The sequence below is a fragment of the Streptomyces puniciscabiei genome (assembly GCF_006715785.1).
In the GTDB taxonomy this organism is placed as follows: domain Bacteria; phylum Actinomycetota; class Actinomycetes; order Streptomycetales; family Streptomycetaceae; genus Streptomyces; species Streptomyces puniciscabiei.
The window spans coordinates 5,988,899-6,006,384 of record NZ_VFNX01000001.1; the positions used below are offsets into that span (position 1 = coordinate 5,988,899).

Below are 17,486 nucleotides of genomic sequence, written 5' to 3' on the forward strand. Positions count from 1 at the left end.
CCTTGAGGGGGACACCGGAAACGGTGTCCCCCTCTTCATGAGGACCCCTGAGGACTTTCCGAGATGTACGACCTCTTCTTCCGTCTGGTTTTCCGACGGATGGACCCCGAGAAGGCCCACCACCTGGCCTTCCGCTGGATCCGTCTCGCCGTGCGCATCCCCGTGCTGCGTACCTTCGCCGCGGCCGCCCTCGCGCCCCGCTACAAGGAGCTGCGCACGGAGGCCTTCGGGCTGCGCATGCACGGCCCCTTCGGGCTCGCCGCCGGCTTCGACAAGAACGCCGTCGCGATCGACGGCATGTCGATGCTGGGCTTCGACCACGTCGAGATCGGCACGGTCACGGGCGAGCCGCAGCCCGGCAACCCGAAGAAGCGGCTGTTCCGCCTGGTCGCGGACCGCGCGCTGATCAACCGCATGGGCTTCAACAACGACGGCTCGCTGGCCGTGGCGGCCCGCCTCGCCTCGCGCCGGCCGGTCTTCAGGACCGTCGTGGGCGTCAACATCGGCAAGACGAAGGTCGTCCCGGAGGCGGAGGCCGTCGGCGACTACGTGAAGTCGGCCGAGCGGCTCGCGCCGTACGCGGACTACCTGGTCGTCAACGTCTCCTCGCCGAACACGCCCGGCCTGCGCAACCTGCAGGCGGTGGACCACCTGCGCCCGCTGCTCACCGCCGTCCGCGAGGCCGCCGACCGCACGGTCGCCCATCGCCGTGTCCCGCTGCTGGTGAAGATCGCCCCCGATCTCGCCGACGAGGACATCGACGCCGTCGCCGACCTGGCCGTGGAGCTGGGCCTGGACGGCATCATCGCGACCAACACGACCATCGCGCGCGAGGGTCTCGGCCTGAAGTCGTCGCCTTCGCTGGTGAAGGAGACGGGCGGTTTGTCCGGCGCCCCGCTCAAGCAGCGCTCGCTGGAGGTCCTGCGCCGCCTGTACGCGCGTGTGGGCGACCGGATCACCCTCGTGGGCGTGGGCGGCATCGAGACCGCCGAGGACGCCTGGCAGCGCATCCTGGCCGGTGCCACGCTGGTCCAGGGCTACAGCGCCTTCATCTACGAGGGCCCGTTCTGGTCCCGCGCGATCCACAAGGGCCTCGCCGCGCGCCTGCGCACCAGCCCGTACGCCACTCTCGCCGACGCGGTCGGCGCCGACGTGAGGAAGCCCGCATGACGTCGTACGAGCCCTTCGGTGCCCGTTTGCGCCGCGCCATGGACGAGCGCGGCCCGCTGTGCGTCGGCATCGACCCGCACGCCTCCCTGCTCGCCGAGTGGGGCCTGGACGACGACGTGGCCGGTCTTGAGCGGTTCAGCCGTACGGTCGTCGAGGCGGTGGCCGACCGGGTCGCCGTGATGAAGCCGCAGAGCGCCTTCTTCGAGCGCTTCGGCTCCCGGGGCGTCGCCGTGCTGGAGAAGGTGGTCCAGGAGGCCCGCGCGGCCGGCACGCTCGTCGTGATGGACGCCAAGCGCGGCGACATCGGCTCGACCATGGCCGGGTACGCCGAGGCCTACCTGCGCAAGGACGCCCCGCTGTTCTCCGACGCCCTGACCGTCTCGCCGTACCTCGGCTACGGCTCGCTCAGCCCGGCCGTCGCACTGGCCCGGGAGAGCGGCACCGGCCTGTTCGTGCTGGCGCTGACCTCCAACCCGGAGGGCCCCGAGGTGCAGCACGCGGTCCGTGCCGACGGCCGCACGGTCGGCGCGACCATGCTGGCCCATCTGGCCGCCGAGAACGCGGGCGAGGAGCCGCTGGGTTCCTTCGGGGCCGTCGTGGGCGCCACGGTCGGCGAGCTGTCGACGTACGACCTCGCGATCAACGGCCCGCTCCTCGCGCCCGGCGTCGGTGCGCAGGGCGCGACGGCGGCCGATCTTCCGAAGGTCTTCGGGCCGGCCGTGCGCAACGTCGTGCCGAACGTCAGCCGGGGTGTCCTGCGGCACGGTCCCGACGTGGGGGCGCTGCGCGGGGCCGCCGAGCGCTTCGCGGAGGAGATCCAGGCGGCCGTCTCCGGCGCCTGACACCTGCGACACGTGCTCGGCTGAGCGGCCTGGTGGCGACTTGAGTGTGAATACATCCTCAAATCGGGGGCATTATGTCTGAAATGTCCGGCCTGGCGGAGGCTGACCAGGACTTTTCCGCTGTTCTCGCTGACTCTGGCGGACTTGACCGCTAGTCTCCGAGCTGTGGGGGCACCCCCACACCCATTAGGTAGTGGGGGAGAACGGGCGAAGCGTGTTGCTCGTAGCTCCCCAGGTGTGGGGCGACTAGGTTCCTCACCGGTCCGTATCCGACAGTTCGACATCCGAGGTGACGTAGGCGTGGCTCTTCCGCCCCTTACCCCCGAACAGCGCGCAGCCGCGCTCGAAAAGGCCGCCGCGGCTCGCCGGGAGCGGGCCGAGGTCAAGAATCGACTCAAGCACTCCGGCGCCTCCCTGCACGAGGTCATCAAGCAGGGCCAGGAGAACGACGTCATCGGCAAGATGAAGGTCTCCGCACTGCTCGAGTCGCTGCCCGGCGTGGGCAAGGTCCGCGCCAAGCAGATCATGGAGCGTCTGGGCATCTCCGAGAGCCGCCGCGTGCGCGGTCTCGGTTCCAACCAGATCGCTTCCCTGGAGCGTGAGTTCGGCAGCACCGGCTCCTGAGTCCCGGCCTTGCCGGACCGGGAGTCCCGGGCACTCCGGGATTGCTGGAATAATCGCTGCATGAGTGAACGTCCGCGGCTGACCGTGCTCTCCGGCCCCTCGGGGGTCGGCAAGAGCACGGTCGTCGCCCATATGCGCAAGGAACACCCCGAGGTCTGGCTCTCGGTGTCGGCCACCACCCGCAAGCCGCGCCCCGGCGAGAAGCACGGAGTCCACTACTTCTTCGTCACCGACGACGAGATGGACAAGCTGATCGCCAACGGCGAGCTGCTGGAGTGGGCCGAGTTCGCCGGCAACCGCTACGGCACGCCCCGTGCTGCCGTGCTGGAGCGGCTGGAGAAGGGCGAGGCGGTGCTGCTGGAGATCGACCTCCAGGGTGCCCGGCAGGTCCGCGAGTCGATGTCCGACGCCCGGCTGGTGTTCCTGGCTCCGCCCTCCTGGGAGGAGCTGGTGCGCAGGCTGACCGGCCGGGGCACCGAGCCGCCCGAGGTCATCGAGCGCCGTCTGGAGGCGGCCAGGACCGAGCTGGCGGCCGAGCCGGAGTTCGATACGACCCTGGTCAACACCTCCGTCGAGGACGTGGCGCGCGAGCTGCTAGCCTTGATGGACGTTGTGTGATCGTGACTGTGATCACGATGTTTCATTCTTTTCCATCCATCGGAAGGTAGAGCGTGTCCTCTTCCATCACCGCGCCCGAGGGCATCATCAACCCGCCGATCGACGAGCTTCTCGAGGCCACCGACTCGAAGTACAGCCTCGTGATCTACGCGGCCAAGCGTGCCCGCCAGATCAACGCGTACTACTCGCAGCTCGGCGAGGGTCTCCTCGAGTACGTCGGTCCGCTCGTCGACACCCACGTCCACGAGAAGCCGCTCTCGATCGCCCTGCGCGAGATCAACGCGGGTCTGCTGACGTCCGAGGCCGTCGAGGGCCCCGCGCAGTAACCGTTCGTTCTCGCACGACAGGCCCGGCGGCACGACCGCCGGGCCTGTGGTGTGTCATGGAGGCGTAGGTTCAACGAATGGGAGTCCCGGTGGACAAGCCGAGAGTCGTTCTGGGCGTCAGCGGCGGCATCGCCGCCTACAAGGCCTGTGAGCTGCTGAGAAGGTTCACGGAGTCGGGCCACGACGTCCGCGTGGTCCCCACCGCCTCGGCGCTGCAGTTCGTCGGCGCCGCCACTTGGTCCGCCCTGTCCGGCAACCCCGTCTCGACGGACGTGTGGGACGACGTCCACGAGGTCCCGCACGTCCGCATCGGCCAGCACGCCGACCTGGTGGTCGTCGCACCCGCCACCGCCGACATGCTCGCCAAGGCCGCCCACGGCCTCGCCGACGACCTGCTGACCAACACCCTCCTCACCGCCCGCTGCCCGGTCGTCTTCGCGCCCGCCATGCACACCGAGATGTGGGAGCACCCGGCCACCCAGGAGAACGTGGCCACGCTGCGCCGCCGCGGCGCCGTCGTCATCGAGCCCGCGGTCGGCCGGCTCACCGGCGTCGACACCGGCAAGGGCCGGCTGCCCGACCCGGTGGAGATCTTCGAGGTGTGCCGCCGGGTGCTGGCCCGCGGTGTCACCGCGCCCGACCTCGAAGGACGGCACGTGGTGGTCTCCGCCGGCGGCACCCGCGAGCCCCTCGACCCGGTCCGCTTCCTCGGCAACCGTTCCTCCGGCAAGCAGGGCTACGCCCTCGCCCGCACCGCCGCCGCCCGCGGTGCCCGGGTCACGCTGATCGCGGCCAACACCGGCCTGCCCGACCCGGCGGGCGTGGACGTCGTCCGGGTCGGCACGGCCGTGCAGCTGCGCGAGGCCGTGCTGAAGGCGGCGGCGGACGCCGACGCGGTGGTCATGGCCGCCGCCGTGGCCGACTTCCGCCCGGCGGCCTACGCCGCCGGCAAGATCAAGAAGAAGGACGGCCAGGACCCCGACCCGATCGTGCTGGTGCGCAATCCGGACATCCTGGCGGAGATCTCGGCCGAGCGCGCCCGCCCCGGTCAGGTGATCGTCGGTTTCGCCGCCGAGACCGACGACGTCCTCGCCAACGGCCGCGCCAAGCTCGCCCGCAAGGGCTGTGACCTGCTCGTGGTCAACGAGGTCGGGGAGCGCAAGACCTTCGGCTCCGAGGAGAACGAGGCCGTGGTGCTGGGCGCCGACGGCAGTGAGACCCCCGTGCCGTACGGGCCCAAGGAAGCCCTGGCCGACACCGTGTGGGACCTGGTGGTACCGCGCCTCGGCTGACGGGCGGCGGGCCGCCGGGCGACCGCGACGGCGGGTTCGCGCCACGTTCAATTCGGGTGTGGCGGCCCTGGCCAAGGTCGCCCGGCATTGTGCAGAATGCCCGTGCCGCAGGTCACAGCGCTCCCGAGAGGCGAGACACGTGCCCCATCGGCCGAGTGCGACCGATAAACTGTTCACGGTCGACGCCGGGCGCAGCCCCGCGCGTCGCCGCAAATGATCAGCCAGCAGCCGCTGCAACCACAGGGAGCGTTGTGTCCCGTCGCCTGTTCACCTCGGAGTCCGTGACCGAGGGTCACCCCGACAAGATCGCTGACCAGATCAGCGACACCATTCTCGACGCGCTTCTGCGCGAGGACCCGACCTCCCGGGTCGCCGTCGAGACGCTGATCACCACCGGCCTGGTGCACGTGGCCGGCGAGGTGACGACCAAGGCCTACGCGGACATCGCGACCCTGGTCCGCAACAAGATCCTCGAGATCGGCTACGACTCCTCCAAGAAGGGCTTCGACGGCGCCTCCTGCGGCGTGTCGGTGTCGATCGGCGCGCAGTCGCCGGACATCGCGCAGGGCGTGGACACGGCGTACGAGAGCCGGGTCGAGGGCGACGACGACGAGCTGGACCGACAGGGCGCCGGCGACCAGGGCCTGATGTTCGGCTACGCGTCGGACGAGACGCCGACCCTGATGCCGCTGCCGATCTTCCTGGCGCACCGCCTGTCGAAGCGCCTGTCCGAGGTGCGCAAGAACGGCACCATCCCCTACCTGCGCCCGGACGGCAAGACGCAGGTCACCATCGAGTACGACGGCGACAAGGCCGTCCGCCTCGACACCGTGGTCGTCTCCTCGCAGCACGCCTCCGACATCGACCTGGAGTCGCTGCTGGCGCCCGACATCCGCGAGTTCGTCGTGGAGCCGGAGCTGAAGGCGCTGCTGGACGAGGGCATCAAGCTGGAGACCGACGGCTACCGCCTGCTGGTCAACCCGACCGGCCGCTTCGAGATCGGCGGCCCGATGGGCGACGCCGGCCTGACCGGTCGCAAGATCATCATCGACACCTACGGCGGCATGGCCCGCCACGGCGGCGGTGCCTTCTCCGGCAAGGACCCGTCCAAGGTGGACCGCTCGGCCGCGTACGCGATGCGCTGGGTCGCCAAGAACGTCGTGGCGGCGGGCCTGGCCTCCCGCTGCGAGGTCCAGGTCGCCTACGCGATCGGCAAGGCCGAGCCGGTCGGTCTGTTCGTGGAGACCTTCGGCACCGCCAAGGTCGACACCGAGAAGATCGAGAAGGCGATCGACCAGGTCTTCGACCTCCGCCCGGCCGCGATCATCCGTGACCTGGACCTGCTCCGCCCGATCTACGCCCAGACCGCCGCCTACGGCCACTTCGGCCGCGAGCTGCCCGACTTCACCTGGGAGCGCACGGACCGCGTGGACGCCCTGCGCGCCGCCGTGGGCCTGTAAGCCCCGGTCACCCTTCGCACCGAGGCCCGGTTCCCCCTCGCCGGGGGGCCGGGCCTCGGCGTGTCGCCGGTCGGCCGGCACCAGCCGGATCCGGCGCCACTTCCCCCAATGCGAGTCGGCGGTGATCACCTCGCCGGTGACCCTCTGTCCCGGGCGCACCGGGAAACCCTGGTCCGCGGTCCCGCCACCGGTGGCGAATCGACTGGCGGGCCCGGCCGGGCGGTGCCTACCCTGACGCCGTCGGCGCCGCCCGGTGCGAAGGCCGCGGCTACTTCGTGGAGTGCGCCCTTCGGGGCGTGCGGTGAAGCTGAATCCGTACCGCTGCCGATCCTGATCTCGGGCGCACGTCGGTTGTCAGTGCCGTTTGGTAAGAATGCAAGCGTGAGCAGCGAGAACGGGGCACCCCGGGCGGACGGGGACGGCGGGGCCGAAGGGGCGCCGCCGGAGCAGCTCGCGCTCATCCGGGAGAGCGTGCGGAAGGCGAAGGTGCCCCGGGCCAAGCCGCGGACCTGGCGGGGAGCCGCGCTCGCCCCGCACCTGCCCGTCGCCCGGGTACTGGTCGACAAGGGCGTCCTGCATCTCGACCGGTACTTCGACTACGCCGTGCCCGCGGACCTGGACGAGCAGGCCCAGCCCGGCGTGCGGGTCCGGGTGCGGTTCGGGGCCGGCCGGAGCCGGGTGCGCGAAGGGCGCCGCGAGGGTGGCGGGCTCATCGACGGATTCCTCGTCGAGCGGCGGGCCGAGTCCGACTACTCCGGGCCGCTGGCAGCGCTGGCCCAGGTCGTGTCGCCGGAACCGGTGCTGAGCGAGGAACTGCTGGGTCTCGCCCGGGCCGTTGCCGACCGGTACGCCGGAAGCCTCGCCGACGTCCTCCAGCTGGCCGTGCCGCCGCGCAGCGCCCGGGCCGAGCAGCGGCCCTCACCCGCGCCCCTGTCCCCGCCGAAGGCGCCGGAGACCGCCTCCTGGGGGCGGTACGAGCACGGGGAGGCATTCCTCCAGGCCCTCGCCTCCGGCGGGTCGCCCAGGGCCGTCTGGAACGCGCTGCCGGGCCCGCTGTGGAGCGAGGAACTGGCCCGGGCCGTCGCCGCCGCGCTCGCCTCGGGCCGCGGCGCCCTCGTCGTCGTACCGGACGGGCGGGCCGCCGCGCGTGTCGACGCCGCGCTCACCGCGCTGCTGGGCACGGGCCGGCACGCCCTGCTCACGGCCGAGGCGGGCCCCGAGAAGCGGTACGCGCAGTGGCTCGCCGTGCGCCGGGGGTCTGTGCGGGCCGTGGTGGGGACCCGCGCCGCGATGTTCGCGCCCGTGCAGAACCTGGGGCTCGTCGCCGTCTGGGACGACGGCGACGACAGCCACAGCGAGCAGCACGCCCCGCAGCCGCACGCCCGGGATGTGCTGTTGCTGCGGGCCGCTCTGGACAAGTGCGCCTTCCTGCTGGGGAGTTGGAGCTGCACCGTGGAGGCCGCCCAGCTCGTGGAGAGCGGCTGGGCCCGGCCGCTGGTCGCCGGGCGGGAGCAGGTGCGGCGGGCCGCCCCGCTGGTCCGGACGGTCGGGGACGACGACCTCGCCCGCGACGAGGCCGCCCGCGCCGCCCGGCTGCCGACGCTCGCCTGGCAGGCGGCACGCGAGGGGCTGCGGCACGGACCGGTGCTCGTACAGGTGCCGCGGCGTGGCTACGCGCCCCGCATGGCCTGTGCCCAGTGCCGGGCGCCGGCCCGGTGCCGGCACTGCTCCGGGCCGCTGCAGGGGCAGGACGCGGGGGTGCTGCGCTGCGGCTGGTGCGGGCGCGAGGAGAGCGCGTGGCACTGCCCGGAGTGCGGCGGCTTCCGGCTGCGGGCCCAGGTGGTGGGGGCCCGGCGGACGGCCGAGGAACTGGGCCGCGCCTTTCCCGCCGTCCCCGTACGCACCTCGGGGCGGGAGCACGTGCTGGACACGGTGCCGGGCACGCCCGCCCTGGTGGTGAGCACACCGGGGGCCGAACCGGTCGCCGAGGGCGGCTACGCGGCGGCCCTGCTGCTGGACGGCTGGGCGATGCTCGTACGACCCGACCTGCGGGCCGGGGAGGACGCGCTGCGGCGGTGGATCGCGGCGGGCGCGCTGGTGCGGCCGCAGAGCGAGGGGGGCACGGTGGTCGTGGTGGCCGAGCCGACCCTGCGGCCGGTGCAGGCGCTGGTGCGCTGGGACCCCGTCGGGCACGCGGTGCGGGAACTGACCGAGCGGGCCGAGCTGGGCTTCCCCCCGGTGTCGCGGATGGCGGCCGTGTCCGGGCCGCCCGCGGCCGTCGCCGAGTTCCTGGCCGCTGTGGAACTGCCGCCGGACGCCGAGGTGCTGGGGCCGGTGCCGGTGCCGCCGACGCCGCCCGGGCGGCCCCGCAGGGCCGGGGAGCCGCCGCCGGGAGAGCACTGGGACCGGGCGCTGGTCCGGGTGCCGCCGGGCAGCGGGGCGGCGTTGGCTGCCGCGCTGAAGACCGCGCAGGCTGCTCGGCTGGCGCGGGGGAGCGGGGAGGCGGTGCGGGTGCGGATCGATCCGCCGGACATCGGGTGACGGGTGGTCTTCCGGCGGGTCTCCTGCGGGGTCGTCCGCCGTCGGCGGCTGTCCGCTCGCCGGGGTGGTGGCCGTCGTCGGGACGGGTGCGTGGCTGCCCTCCCGGGTGTTGCCGGGAGGGCAGGGGGAGACGTCAGCCGTTGCGGGGGCTGGGGAAGGCCGTCGGGCGGGCCTCGTCGCGGTCGCGGAGGGCCGGGCTGCCGGCGGTGGGCTGCGTGGGCATCGAGCGGGCCGCGGGGACCGTCGGGACCGTGGGCAGGCCGGCGTTCACACTGAGCGTGCGCGTGCCCGACGGCTCCGTGGCCCGCTCGGCCTCGGCGGCCGCCTGGGCCGCGGCGCGGCGGGCGCCGTAACGGCGGTGCACCGCCTGCTTGGTGACTCCGAGCGCCGAGCCCACCGCGTCCCACGAGAAGCCGAGTGAGCGGTCGAAGTCCACGGCGGCCGTGACCAGGGTTTCGACGCTGTCCCGGAGTTCCTGGGCGAGACGCACCGTCGGGGCGGGCGCGCGGCCGTAGACGACGAAGCCCGTGGACGGGCCGGAGCGGCGCGGGCGGTAGACGTTGCCCAACTGGGCGGTGAGCGTGCGCAAGGCGTCCACCTGCCGGCGGACTCGCTCGATGTCCCGCACCAGCAAGTGCAGGCTGGCCCGGGCCTGGGCGTCGTGGGTGGCGTGGTCGGCCATGAACAAGCCTCTCGAACCGGCGTTGAAAGGAATTGGGCCGCGAAAGCGGCCCCATGTGGTCAACTCTTTCTTGACCAACGCGTGGGCGCTCCGCTGGTCACGGGGTGGGGGCGTACGGGCATATGCGTACGCCGGTCGTCCGGGTGCGCGCCGTACGTGGTGTGGTGGTCCGGGTCCGGGTCCGTCGTTCGCGTGGGCGTGCGTCCGTGGGCAGGGCTCGTGCGCGCTTGCTTGGTCATAGACTGGTGCGCTGCCCGTCCAACCCCCGCCCGAGAGGCCCGATCCCGCCCATGAAGCTCGTCTTCGCCGGTACCCCCGAGGTCGCCGTTCCCGCCCTCGACGCTCTGATCGCCTCCGGGCGGCACGACGTGGCCGCCGTCGTCACGCGGCCCGACGCGCCGGCCGGGCGTGGGCGCAGGCTGGTCGCGTCGCCCGTGGCCGAGCGGGCGGAGGAGGCCGGGATCGAGGTGCTGAAGCCGGTCAGGCCGCGGGACCCGGAGTTCCTGGAGCGGCTGACGGAGATCGCGCCGGACTGCTGCCCCGTCGTCGCCTACGGCGCCCTGCTGCCCCGCGTGGCCCTCGACATCCCCGCCCACGGCTGGGTCAACCTGCACTTCTCGCTGCTGCCCGCCTGGCGGGGAGCCGCTCCCGTGCAGCACGCCATCATGTCGGGCGACGAGATCACCGGGGCGTCGACGTTCCTCATCGAGGAGGGACTCGACTCCGGGCCCCTCTACGGCACCGTGACCGAGGAGATCCGGCCCACCGACACCAGCGGCGACCTGCTCACCCGGCTCGCCTTCGCGGGCGCGGGGCTGCTCGCTGCCACCATGGACGGCATCGAGGACGGCACCCTGAAGGCCGTACCGCAGCCCGCCGAGGGCGTCACCCTCGCGCCGAAGATCACCGTCGAGGACGCCAGGGTCGACTGGTCGACGCCCGCGCTGCGCGTCGACCGGGTCGTGCGCGGCTGCACCCCGGCGCCCGGCGCCTGGACCACCTTCCGCGGCGAGCGCCTCAAGCTCATCCAGGTCACCCCGGTGCCCGAGCGCACCGACCTCGCGCCGGGGCGGATGGCCGTCGGCAAGAACAGCGTCCACGTGGGCACCGGTTCGTACGCCGTCGAGCTCCTCTGGGTGCAGGCGCAGGGCAAGAAGCCGATGCGGGCGGCCGACTGGGCGCGCGGCGTACGCATCGCCGAGGGCGAGAAGCTCGGCGGCTGAGCCCCGGGCAGCGGGGGCGGCGGTCCGCCGACGTAGGCTGGACACCGCACCCCCTCTTCACATCCGGAGCACCTTTTTCGTGAGCGAGCAGTCCCGGCGGCCTCGTAAGCCCGCCAAGCCGTACCGTCGTCCGCAGAAGGACCCCGTCCGCATCCTGGCCTTCGAGGCGCTGCGCGCGGTCGACGAGCGGGACGCGTACGCCAACCTCGTGCTGCCCCCGCTGCTGCGCAAGGCCCGCGAGAAGGAGGGACCGGAAAAATTCGACGCGCGGGACGCCGCCCTCGCCACCGAGCTGGTCTACGGCACGCTGCGCCGGCAGGGGACGTACGACGCGGTGATCGCCGCCTGTGTCGACCGGCCGCTGCGCGAGGTGGACCCGCCCGTGCTCGACGTGCTCAGCCTCGGTGTGCACCAGCTGCTCGGGACCAGGATCCCGACGCACGCCGCCGTGTCCTCCGCCGTGGAGCTGGCGCGGGTGGTGCTCGGCGACGGGCGCGCCAAGTTCGTCAACGCCGTGCTGCGCAAGGTGGCCCAGGACGACCTCGACGGGTGGCTGGAGAAGGTCGCGCCGCCCTACGACGAGGACCCGGAGGATCACCTCGCCGTCGTGCACTCGCATCCCCGCTGGGTCGTCTCCGCGCTCTGGGACTCCCTCGGCGGCGGGCGGGCCGGCATCGAGGAACTGCTGGAGGCCGACAACGAACGGCCCGAGGTGACCCTGGTCGCGCGGCCGGGCCGGGCCACCGCCGAGGAGCTGCTCGGCGAGGAGGCCGCCGTACCGGGGCGCTGGTCGCCGTACGCCGTGCGGCTCGCCGAGGGCGGGGAGCCGGGCGCGGTGCGGGCCGTGCGCGAGGGGCGGGCCGGAGTGCAGGACGAGGGCAGCCAGCTGGTCGCCCTCGCGCTCGCCGGCGCGCCCCTGGAAGGCTCCGACAGCAAGTGGCTGGACGGGTGCGCCGGGCCCGGCGGGAAGGCCGCGCTGCTGGCCGCCCTCGCCGCCGAGCGCGGCGCCACACTGCTCGCCTCGGAGAAGCAGCCGCACCGCGCGGGCCTCGTCGCCAAGGCGCTGGCCGGCAACCCGGGGCCGTACCAGGTGATCGCCGCCGACGGCACCCGGCCGCCGTGGCGGCCCGGCACCTTCGACCGCGTCCTCATGGACGTGCCGTGCACCGGACTCGGCGCCCTCCGCCGCCGCCCCGAGGCCCGCTGGCGCCGCCGCCCCGAGGACCTGGACAACTTCGCCCCCCTCCAGCGCGCCCTGCTGCGCACGGCGCTGGACTCGGTGCGGGTCGGCGGGATCGTCGGCTACGCGACCTGCTCGCCGCATCTCGCCGAGACCCGCGCGGTCGTCGCCGACGTCCTCAAGCAGCGTCCCGACGCCGAACTGATCGACGCCCGTCCGATGCTGCCGGGGGTTCCGGCGCTGGGCGAGGGCCCGGACGTACAGCTCTGGCCTCACCTGCACGGCACGGACGCGATGTACCTGGCCCTGATCCGCAGAACCGCCTGAACGCCCTTGGGTGCAGCGCCCCGAAAGGGGCGCGGGGAACTGCGCGAGAAGCCCCACCGGCCGGTGGTCGAATCACAACCGCGACGGACCGCCGTTACAGCCCGGCGCAGCGGCATGGCAGGCTTGGGGCATGGCCGTGCAGATCAACCCCAGCATCCTGTCCGCCGACTTCGCCCGCCTCGCGGAGGAGGCCAAGGCGGTCCAGGGCGCCGACTGGCTCCACGTCGACGTCATGGACAACCACTTCGTCCCGAACCTCACGCTCGGCGTGCCGGTCGTGGAGTCCCTGGCCCGTGCGACGGACACCCCGCTGGACTGCCACCTGATGATCGAGGACCCCGACCGCTGGGCGCCCCAGTACGTCGAGGCGGGCGCCTCCTCCGTGACCTTCCACGTGGAGGCCGCCGCCGCGCCCGTGCGACTCGCCCGGGAGATCCGCGCCAAGGGCGCCCGCGCCTCCATGGCGCTGAAGCCCGCGACGCCGATCGAGCCGTTCGAGGACCTGCTCCCCGAGCTCGACATGCTGCTGATCATGACGGTCGAGCCCGGCTTCGGCGGCCAGGCGTTCCTCGACATCATGCTGCCGAAGATCCGCCGCACCCGTGAGCTGATCGGCAAGCACGGCCTGCAGCTGTGGCTCCAGGTCGACGGCGGTGTCTCGGCCTCGACGATCGAGCGGTGCGCGGACGCGGGAGCGGACGTCTTCGTGGCAGGCTCGGCGGTGTACGGCGCGAAGGACCCGGCGGAGGCGGTCCGTGCCCTGCGCGCGCAGGCCGAGTCGGCTACCGCCAAGGCATCCTGGGCATGCGACCACTGAGCCACAGATACGTGAACGGTTAAGTGAACGGCCCCCATCAGGGCGGATCCGTAGCGCCGAATCTGCAAGGATGAACGGCGAATCCAGAGTGTGAACAGCAGTGAGGAGATCGCCGTGTCGGGTATGTCGGCGGGCCGGTCAGCCATGCGGATGGGACCCGCTGAGCTGGTGCAGGCGGCGGCCATGGCCCGCCGCTTCTACCTCGAGGGCAAGTCCAAGATCCAGATCGCGGAGGAGTTCGGCGTCAGCCGCTTCAAGGTGGCCCGGGTCCTGGAGACCGCTCTCGAACGGGATCTCGTACGCATCGAGATCCGTGTCCCGGCCGAGCTGGACGCCGAGCGCTCCGACGCGCTCCGCGCCCGCTACGGCCTGAGGCACGCCGTCGTGGTCGAGTCCCCGGCCGAGGCCGAGGAGACCCCCGACCCCGAGAACCTCGGCGAGGTCGCCGCCGACCTGCTCGGCGAGCTCGTCAACGAGGGGGACGTGCTCGGGCTGGCCTGGGGCCGGTCCACCATTCACATGGCGGCGGCGCTCGACCGGCTGCCCCCGTGCACGGTGGTGCAGCTGACCGGCGTGTACGACGCAGGGACCTCGGAGCGCGGCTCGGTCGAGGCCGTGCGCCGCGCCGCTCAGGTGTCGGGCGGCGACGCCCACCCCATCTACGCGCCGATGCTGCTGCCGGACGCGGCCACCGCGGCCGCGCTGCGCAACCAGACCGGGATCGCCCGGGCCTTCGAGTACTTCGACAAGGTCACGGTCGCCTGTGTGTCCATCGGCTCCTGGGAGCCGGGCATCTCGACCGTGCACGACATGCTCAGCGACGAGGAGCGGGCGCACTACGCCTCGCTCGGCGTCGCCGCCGAGATGGCCGCGCACCTCTTCGACGCCGAGGGACGCCGGATCGGGCGGGACCTGGGGGAGCGGTGCATCACGGTCAAGGCCGACCAGCTGCGCCGTATCCCGGAGGTCGTGGCGATCGCCGGCGGTCAGCGCAAGGCGTCCGCGATCGACGCGGTGCTGCGGTCCGGGCTGGTCACCAGCCTGGTCACGGACACCTCCGCCGCGGACTACCTGATGACGGCCGGACCGACGCCGAAGCCGACGCTCGGCCGCGCGGACCCCGACGGCCACTGACGACTCCGCGGGCTGCCACCGGACTCACCGCACCGCGCCGGGCGGGCCGCGCGGATCGTGTCCGGCACCGGTGGATCGTGTCTGGGCTGGGCGGGGCGTGACTGGGTCTGGTGGCGCTGACCGGGTCTGGCGGGTCGTGTCTGGGCTGGATGCGCCGTGTTCGGGCTGGACAGGCTGTGACCGCGTCTGGCGGTCCATGTCTGGACTGGACGGGCCGTGACCAGGTCTGGCGGCCCGTGTCTGGTGCCGGCGGGTCGCGCCCGTCCTGACCGTGGTCTGCTCCTGCCCTGGCGGGGTGTGCTCCTGCCCTGGCGGGGTGTGCTCAGGTCCTGGCGGGGTGTGCTCCTGGCCTGGCGGGTCGTGGGGGCATCGGGGTGGGGCGGGCGTGGCAGCATCGTCGGCATGTTGCCGCGGTTCCTCGCTCACAGGCCTCGCCGGTCCTTGCTCCCCGCGGTCGCGGGACTGCTGGCCCTCGTCCTCGCCGTCCTGCTGGCTGGGTGCTCGTCGGGCCCGTCCGGCGCGTCCGCCGCGGCCGTGTCCACTCCCGCCTGGGCGCACGGCATGGCCACCGTCCGGGAGTCCCGGCTGCCGGCCGAGGCCCGGCAGACCCTCGCCCTGATCGACAAGGGCGGCCCCTACCCGTACCCCAGGGACGGGGTCGTCTTCGGGAACTTCGAGCGGCGCCTGCCGAAGCACCAGCGCGGCTACTACCACGAGTACACGGTGCGGACGCCGGGCTCGCGCGACCGTGGCCCCCGGCGCATCATCACCGGCCGGGGCGGGGAGATCTACTACACCGATGATCACTACAACTCGTTCCGGGCGGTGCTGAAATGACACAGGTCGTGGTCACCCTGGACCTCGACGGCGTCACCGACAAGGCCGGTCTGATGGACGCCGTGGCGCGGACGCTGGCCCTGCCCGACTGGTTCGGCCGGAACTGGGACGCGCTCCTCGACAGCCTCTCCGATCCGTCGGTCTGGCCCCGGGAGGCGGCGGACCGGGGGCTCCTCCTCGTCGTCACCGGCTGGCGGCCGTATGCGGACGGCCGCCCGGAGGAGTGGCGGATGGCGCGGGAGGTGCTCACCGAGGCCGCCGACCGCACCGGCCCGCTCACGGTCGCCCTCGCCCTGGAATGACGACCTCACCGCGTGATGGTGTGTCAACTTCCGCCGCTGGATAGGCTCCTGCCGATGCGGAGCGATTCGGGACGGGGGTCCAGCGACAGGTGGCGTACCAGATTCCGCCGGGGCCGGCGCACTTCGTGGACCGTGAGCACGAGCAGGCACGGGTCCTGCGGCTGGTCACGGAGCGGCGGACGGCGGAGGGCGCGGCCCGGCCGCTGTGCCTGCTGCTGACCGGGTACGGCGGCACCGGCAAGACGGAGCTGGCCTTCCGGCTGGCCCGGGCCCTGCACGAGCGCTACCCGGACGGTGTGCTGTACGTCGACCTCGACGACGTCCGCCGGGACGGCGCCGTGGAGGTCGCGGACGTCCTCGGCGAGCTGCTGCGCGGCCTCGGCGCGGAGTGGATCGCGCCCGTGTTCCGGGAACGGGCCCGCCAGTACTGGTCCCTCACGCACGGCAGACGGATCGCCGTCATCGTCGACAACGCCCGCTACGGCACCGAGGTGGAGCCGCTGCTGCCCGCCTCGGGAGACAGCCTGGTCATCGTCACCAGCCACGGCCCCCTGTACGACCTCCAGGCCGGGGCGGCCGTCGAGCTCCCCCTCGGTCCGCTTGAGCCCACCGATGCCCTGGACCTGCTGGAGCTGGTCACCCGGGACGCCCGGTTGTCCGCCGAGCCGGAGCAGACGCGCAGGCTGCTGGCGCTGTGCGCGGGACTGCCCGCCGCGCTGCACGTCGCCGGGCAGTGGCTGCGCCGGCACCCGGAGCGCCCGCTGGCCCGGCTGCTCGGCCGGCTGACGTCCGAGCTGCACGACAAGGGCATCCCCGTGGTGGAACAGGTGTGGGACGCGGCCCACGACAGCCTCGGCCCCGACGCCGCCCGTCTCTACCGGCTGCTGGGCGCCTTCCCCGGCCCCTCATTCACCCTCGCCGCCGTCGACGCCCTGCTCGGCCGGGGTGCCGAGGCCGCCGAGGACGCGCTCGACGAGCTGCGCGCGGCCGGGCTCCTGGACGGCCGGGATCCCGACGGCCGCCAGCGGCTCCCGGAGCTGCTGCGCGCCCACGCCCGGCGCCGGGCGGAGGCGTGCGGTGATCCGGCGGAACGCGAGGAGGCGCTGCGGCGGCTCGTCCGCTGGTACGCGCGCCAGGCCCAACGCGCCGACCTGGCCGCCGCCGGGCCCCGGCTGCGGACGGCCGGCGCCGTCGGCCTGGTGCCCGGCACCCGTGACGTGCTCTTCGAGCGGCCCGGGGACGAGGAGGGCGACCGGGCGGCCCGGGCGTACCGGTGGCTGGAGGCCGAACGGCACGCCCTTTTCGGCTGCGTCCGCCTGGCCCACGCGGCAGGGGCGGCCGGCGACTGGGGACTGGAGGAGGTCGCGGCGCTCTGCGAACCCCTCTGGACGCACTTCCTGAACCATCCGCACTACGCCGACCACATCGAGGCCTTCCGCACGGGCGTGGCCGCCGCCCAGCGCGCAGGTGATCCGCGGGTGCTGGTGCGCATGCGCTGCCAGCTGGCCCGGCCGCTGTGGGAGCAGGGGGAGTTCGAGGAGGCGGAGCAGCAGCTCACCCAGGCGTGGTCCACGGTCCGGACCGCCTTCGGAACCACCCCGGAGGAACGCAAACTCGCCGCCTCCGTCCGGGAGTTCCTCGGCATGCTGCGGTCGGCGCGCGGCGACTGGGCGGGCGCGGCCGAGGACTTCGCGGCGGCGCGGGCCGTGCACGAGGAGATCGGCAACGCGTACGGTGCCGCGCTCCAGGCCTACCGCCTCGGTGAGGCACTGGCCCGCCTCGGTGAACCGGCCCGGGCCGAGGCCCTGTTGGAGGAGGCGCGCACGCGGTTCGCCGCGGACGGGCGGACGCGGCTGACCGCGCGGGCCGCGTTCGCGCTCGGCGGGGTGCGGGCCCGGCTCGGCCGGACCGAGGAGGCGCGCGAGCTGTACCGGGCGGCACTGTCCGGCACCCGGGCGGTGCGCGGCGCCCGCGACGAGGCACGGGTCCTGGACGCCCTCGCCGAGCTCGCCGACCGGACGGGACAGGAGACCGAGGCCGCGGAGCACCGCACGGCGGCCCACGAGATCCGGGTGCGCCTGGGGCTCGCCTGACAAGAGGGGCCGTCGGGC

General features: G+C 73.4%; 16 protein-coding genes. 15 read left to right on the forward strand and 1 reads right to left on the reverse strand.

The genetic code is table 11. The features are described 5' to 3' along the window. The first annotated feature begins 63 nt into the window (after nt 1–63). From FB563_RS27765 to FB563_RS27800, 8 genes are all read left to right on the forward strand, one after another. Nucleotides 64–1,170 carry a quinone-dependent dihydroorotate dehydrogenase gene (locus FB563_RS27765; RefSeq protein ID WP_055704936.1) on the forward strand — a complete coding sequence of 369 codons (1,107 nt, stop codon included), beginning with the start codon at nt 64–66 and terminating at the stop codon, nt 1,168–1,170. Next, nucleotides 1,167–2,012, forward strand: coding sequence for an orotidine-5'-phosphate decarboxylase (pyrF, locus tag FB563_RS27770; RefSeq protein WP_055704935.1), 846 nt, complete (start codon nt 1,167–1,169; stop codon nt 2,010–2,012). The genes FB563_RS27765 and pyrF overlap by 4 nt, the downstream gene beginning before the upstream one ends. 300 nt (nt 2,013–2,312) lie before the next feature. After that, nucleotides 2,313–2,636: an integration host factor gene (locus FB563_RS27775; protein ID WP_003977346.1), complete on the forward strand. Its 324-nt coding sequence runs from the start codon at nt 2,313–2,315 to the stop codon at nt 2,634–2,636. Between the two features lie 9 nt (nt 2,637–2,645). Next, complete coding sequence (gene gmk / locus FB563_RS27780; RefSeq protein WP_483030218.1) at nt 2,646–3,254, forward strand: guanylate kinase; 609 nt, start codon at nt 2,646–2,648, stop codon at nt 3,252–3,254. Between the two features lie 53 nt (nt 3,255–3,307). Then, on the forward strand, nt 3,308–3,580 hold the full coding sequence (gene rpoZ, locus FB563_RS27785) for a DNA-directed RNA polymerase subunit omega (RefSeq protein ID WP_003982715.1): 273 nt from the start codon (nt 3,308–3,310) through the stop codon (nt 3,578–3,580). Nucleotides 3,581–3,669: 89 nt separating this feature from the next. Continuing rightward, the gene (coaBC, locus tag FB563_RS27790) at nt 3,670–4,872 is read left to right on the forward strand and encodes a bifunctional phosphopantothenoylcysteine decarboxylase/phosphopantothenate--cysteine ligase CoaBC (RefSeq protein WP_055704945.1); all 1,203 of its coding nucleotides are present in this window, start codon (nt 3,670–3,672) and stop codon (nt 4,870–4,872) included. A 251-nt stretch (nt 4,873–5,123) separates the two neighbouring features. Continuing rightward, nucleotides 5,124–6,332 carry a methionine adenosyltransferase gene (metK, locus tag FB563_RS27795; RefSeq protein ID WP_055704933.1) on the forward strand — a complete coding sequence of 403 codons (1,209 nt, stop codon included), beginning with the start codon at nt 5,124–5,126 and terminating at the stop codon, nt 6,330–6,332. Nucleotides 6,333–6,713: 381 nt separating this feature from the next. Then, nucleotides 6,714–8,873, forward strand: a complete 2,160-nt coding sequence (locus FB563_RS27800) for a primosomal protein N' (RefSeq protein WP_055704932.1) — start codon at nt 6,714–6,716, stop codon at nt 8,871–8,873. Nucleotides 8,874–9,006: 133 nt separating this feature from the next. Here the strand turns inward: FB563_RS27800 and FB563_RS27805 are convergent, their stop codons facing one another. Next, nucleotides 9,007–9,555, reverse strand: coding sequence for a hypothetical protein (locus FB563_RS27805; protein ID WP_055704931.1), 549 nt, complete (start codon nt 9,553–9,555; stop codon nt 9,007–9,009). Between the two features lie 290 nt (nt 9,556–9,845). On the opposite strand from FB563_RS27805, the gene fmt reads away from it, so the two are divergent. The 7 genes from fmt (at nt 9,846) to FB563_RS27840 (ending at nt 17,468) form a co-directional block, all read left to right on the forward strand. Next, nucleotides 9,846–10,778, forward strand: coding sequence for a methionyl-tRNA formyltransferase (gene fmt / locus FB563_RS27810; protein ID WP_055704930.1), 933 nt, complete (start codon nt 9,846–9,848; stop codon nt 10,776–10,778). A gap of 79 nt (nt 10,779–10,857) precedes the next feature. Next, a complete protein-coding gene (locus FB563_RS27815) occupies nt 10,858–12,285 on the forward strand; it encodes an RsmB/NOP family class I SAM-dependent RNA methyltransferase (RefSeq protein ID WP_055704929.1) in 1,428 nt (475 codons plus the stop codon). Between the two features lie 130 nt (nt 12,286–12,415). Next, nucleotides 12,416–13,102 carry a ribulose-phosphate 3-epimerase gene (rpe, locus tag FB563_RS27820; protein WP_055704928.1) on the forward strand — a complete coding sequence of 229 codons (687 nt, stop codon included), beginning with the start codon at nt 12,416–12,418 and terminating at the stop codon, nt 13,100–13,102. A 90-nt stretch (nt 13,103–13,192) separates the two neighbouring features. After that, entirely contained in the window at nt 13,193–14,236 is a 1,044-nt protein-coding gene (locus FB563_RS27825) for a sugar-binding transcriptional regulator (RefSeq protein WP_055704927.1), read from the forward strand. 402 nt (nt 14,237–14,638) lie between these two features. Next, nucleotides 14,639–15,073 carry a guanyl-specific ribonuclease gene (locus FB563_RS27830; RefSeq protein ID WP_142218952.1) on the forward strand — a complete coding sequence of 145 codons (435 nt, stop codon included), beginning with the start codon at nt 14,639–14,641 and terminating at the stop codon, nt 15,071–15,073. Then, nucleotides 15,070–15,375, forward strand: a complete 306-nt coding sequence (locus FB563_RS27835) for a barstar family protein (protein WP_055710465.1) — start codon at nt 15,070–15,072, stop codon at nt 15,373–15,375. Before FB563_RS27830 ends, FB563_RS27835 begins: the two co-directional genes overlap by 4 nt. Before the next feature lie 89 nt (nt 15,376–15,464). Continuing rightward, nucleotides 15,465–17,468: an AAA family ATPase gene (locus FB563_RS27840; protein WP_055710464.1), complete on the forward strand. Its 2,004-nt coding sequence runs from the start codon at nt 15,465–15,467 to the stop codon at nt 17,466–17,468. Nucleotides 17,469–17,486 lie beyond the last annotated feature (18 nt).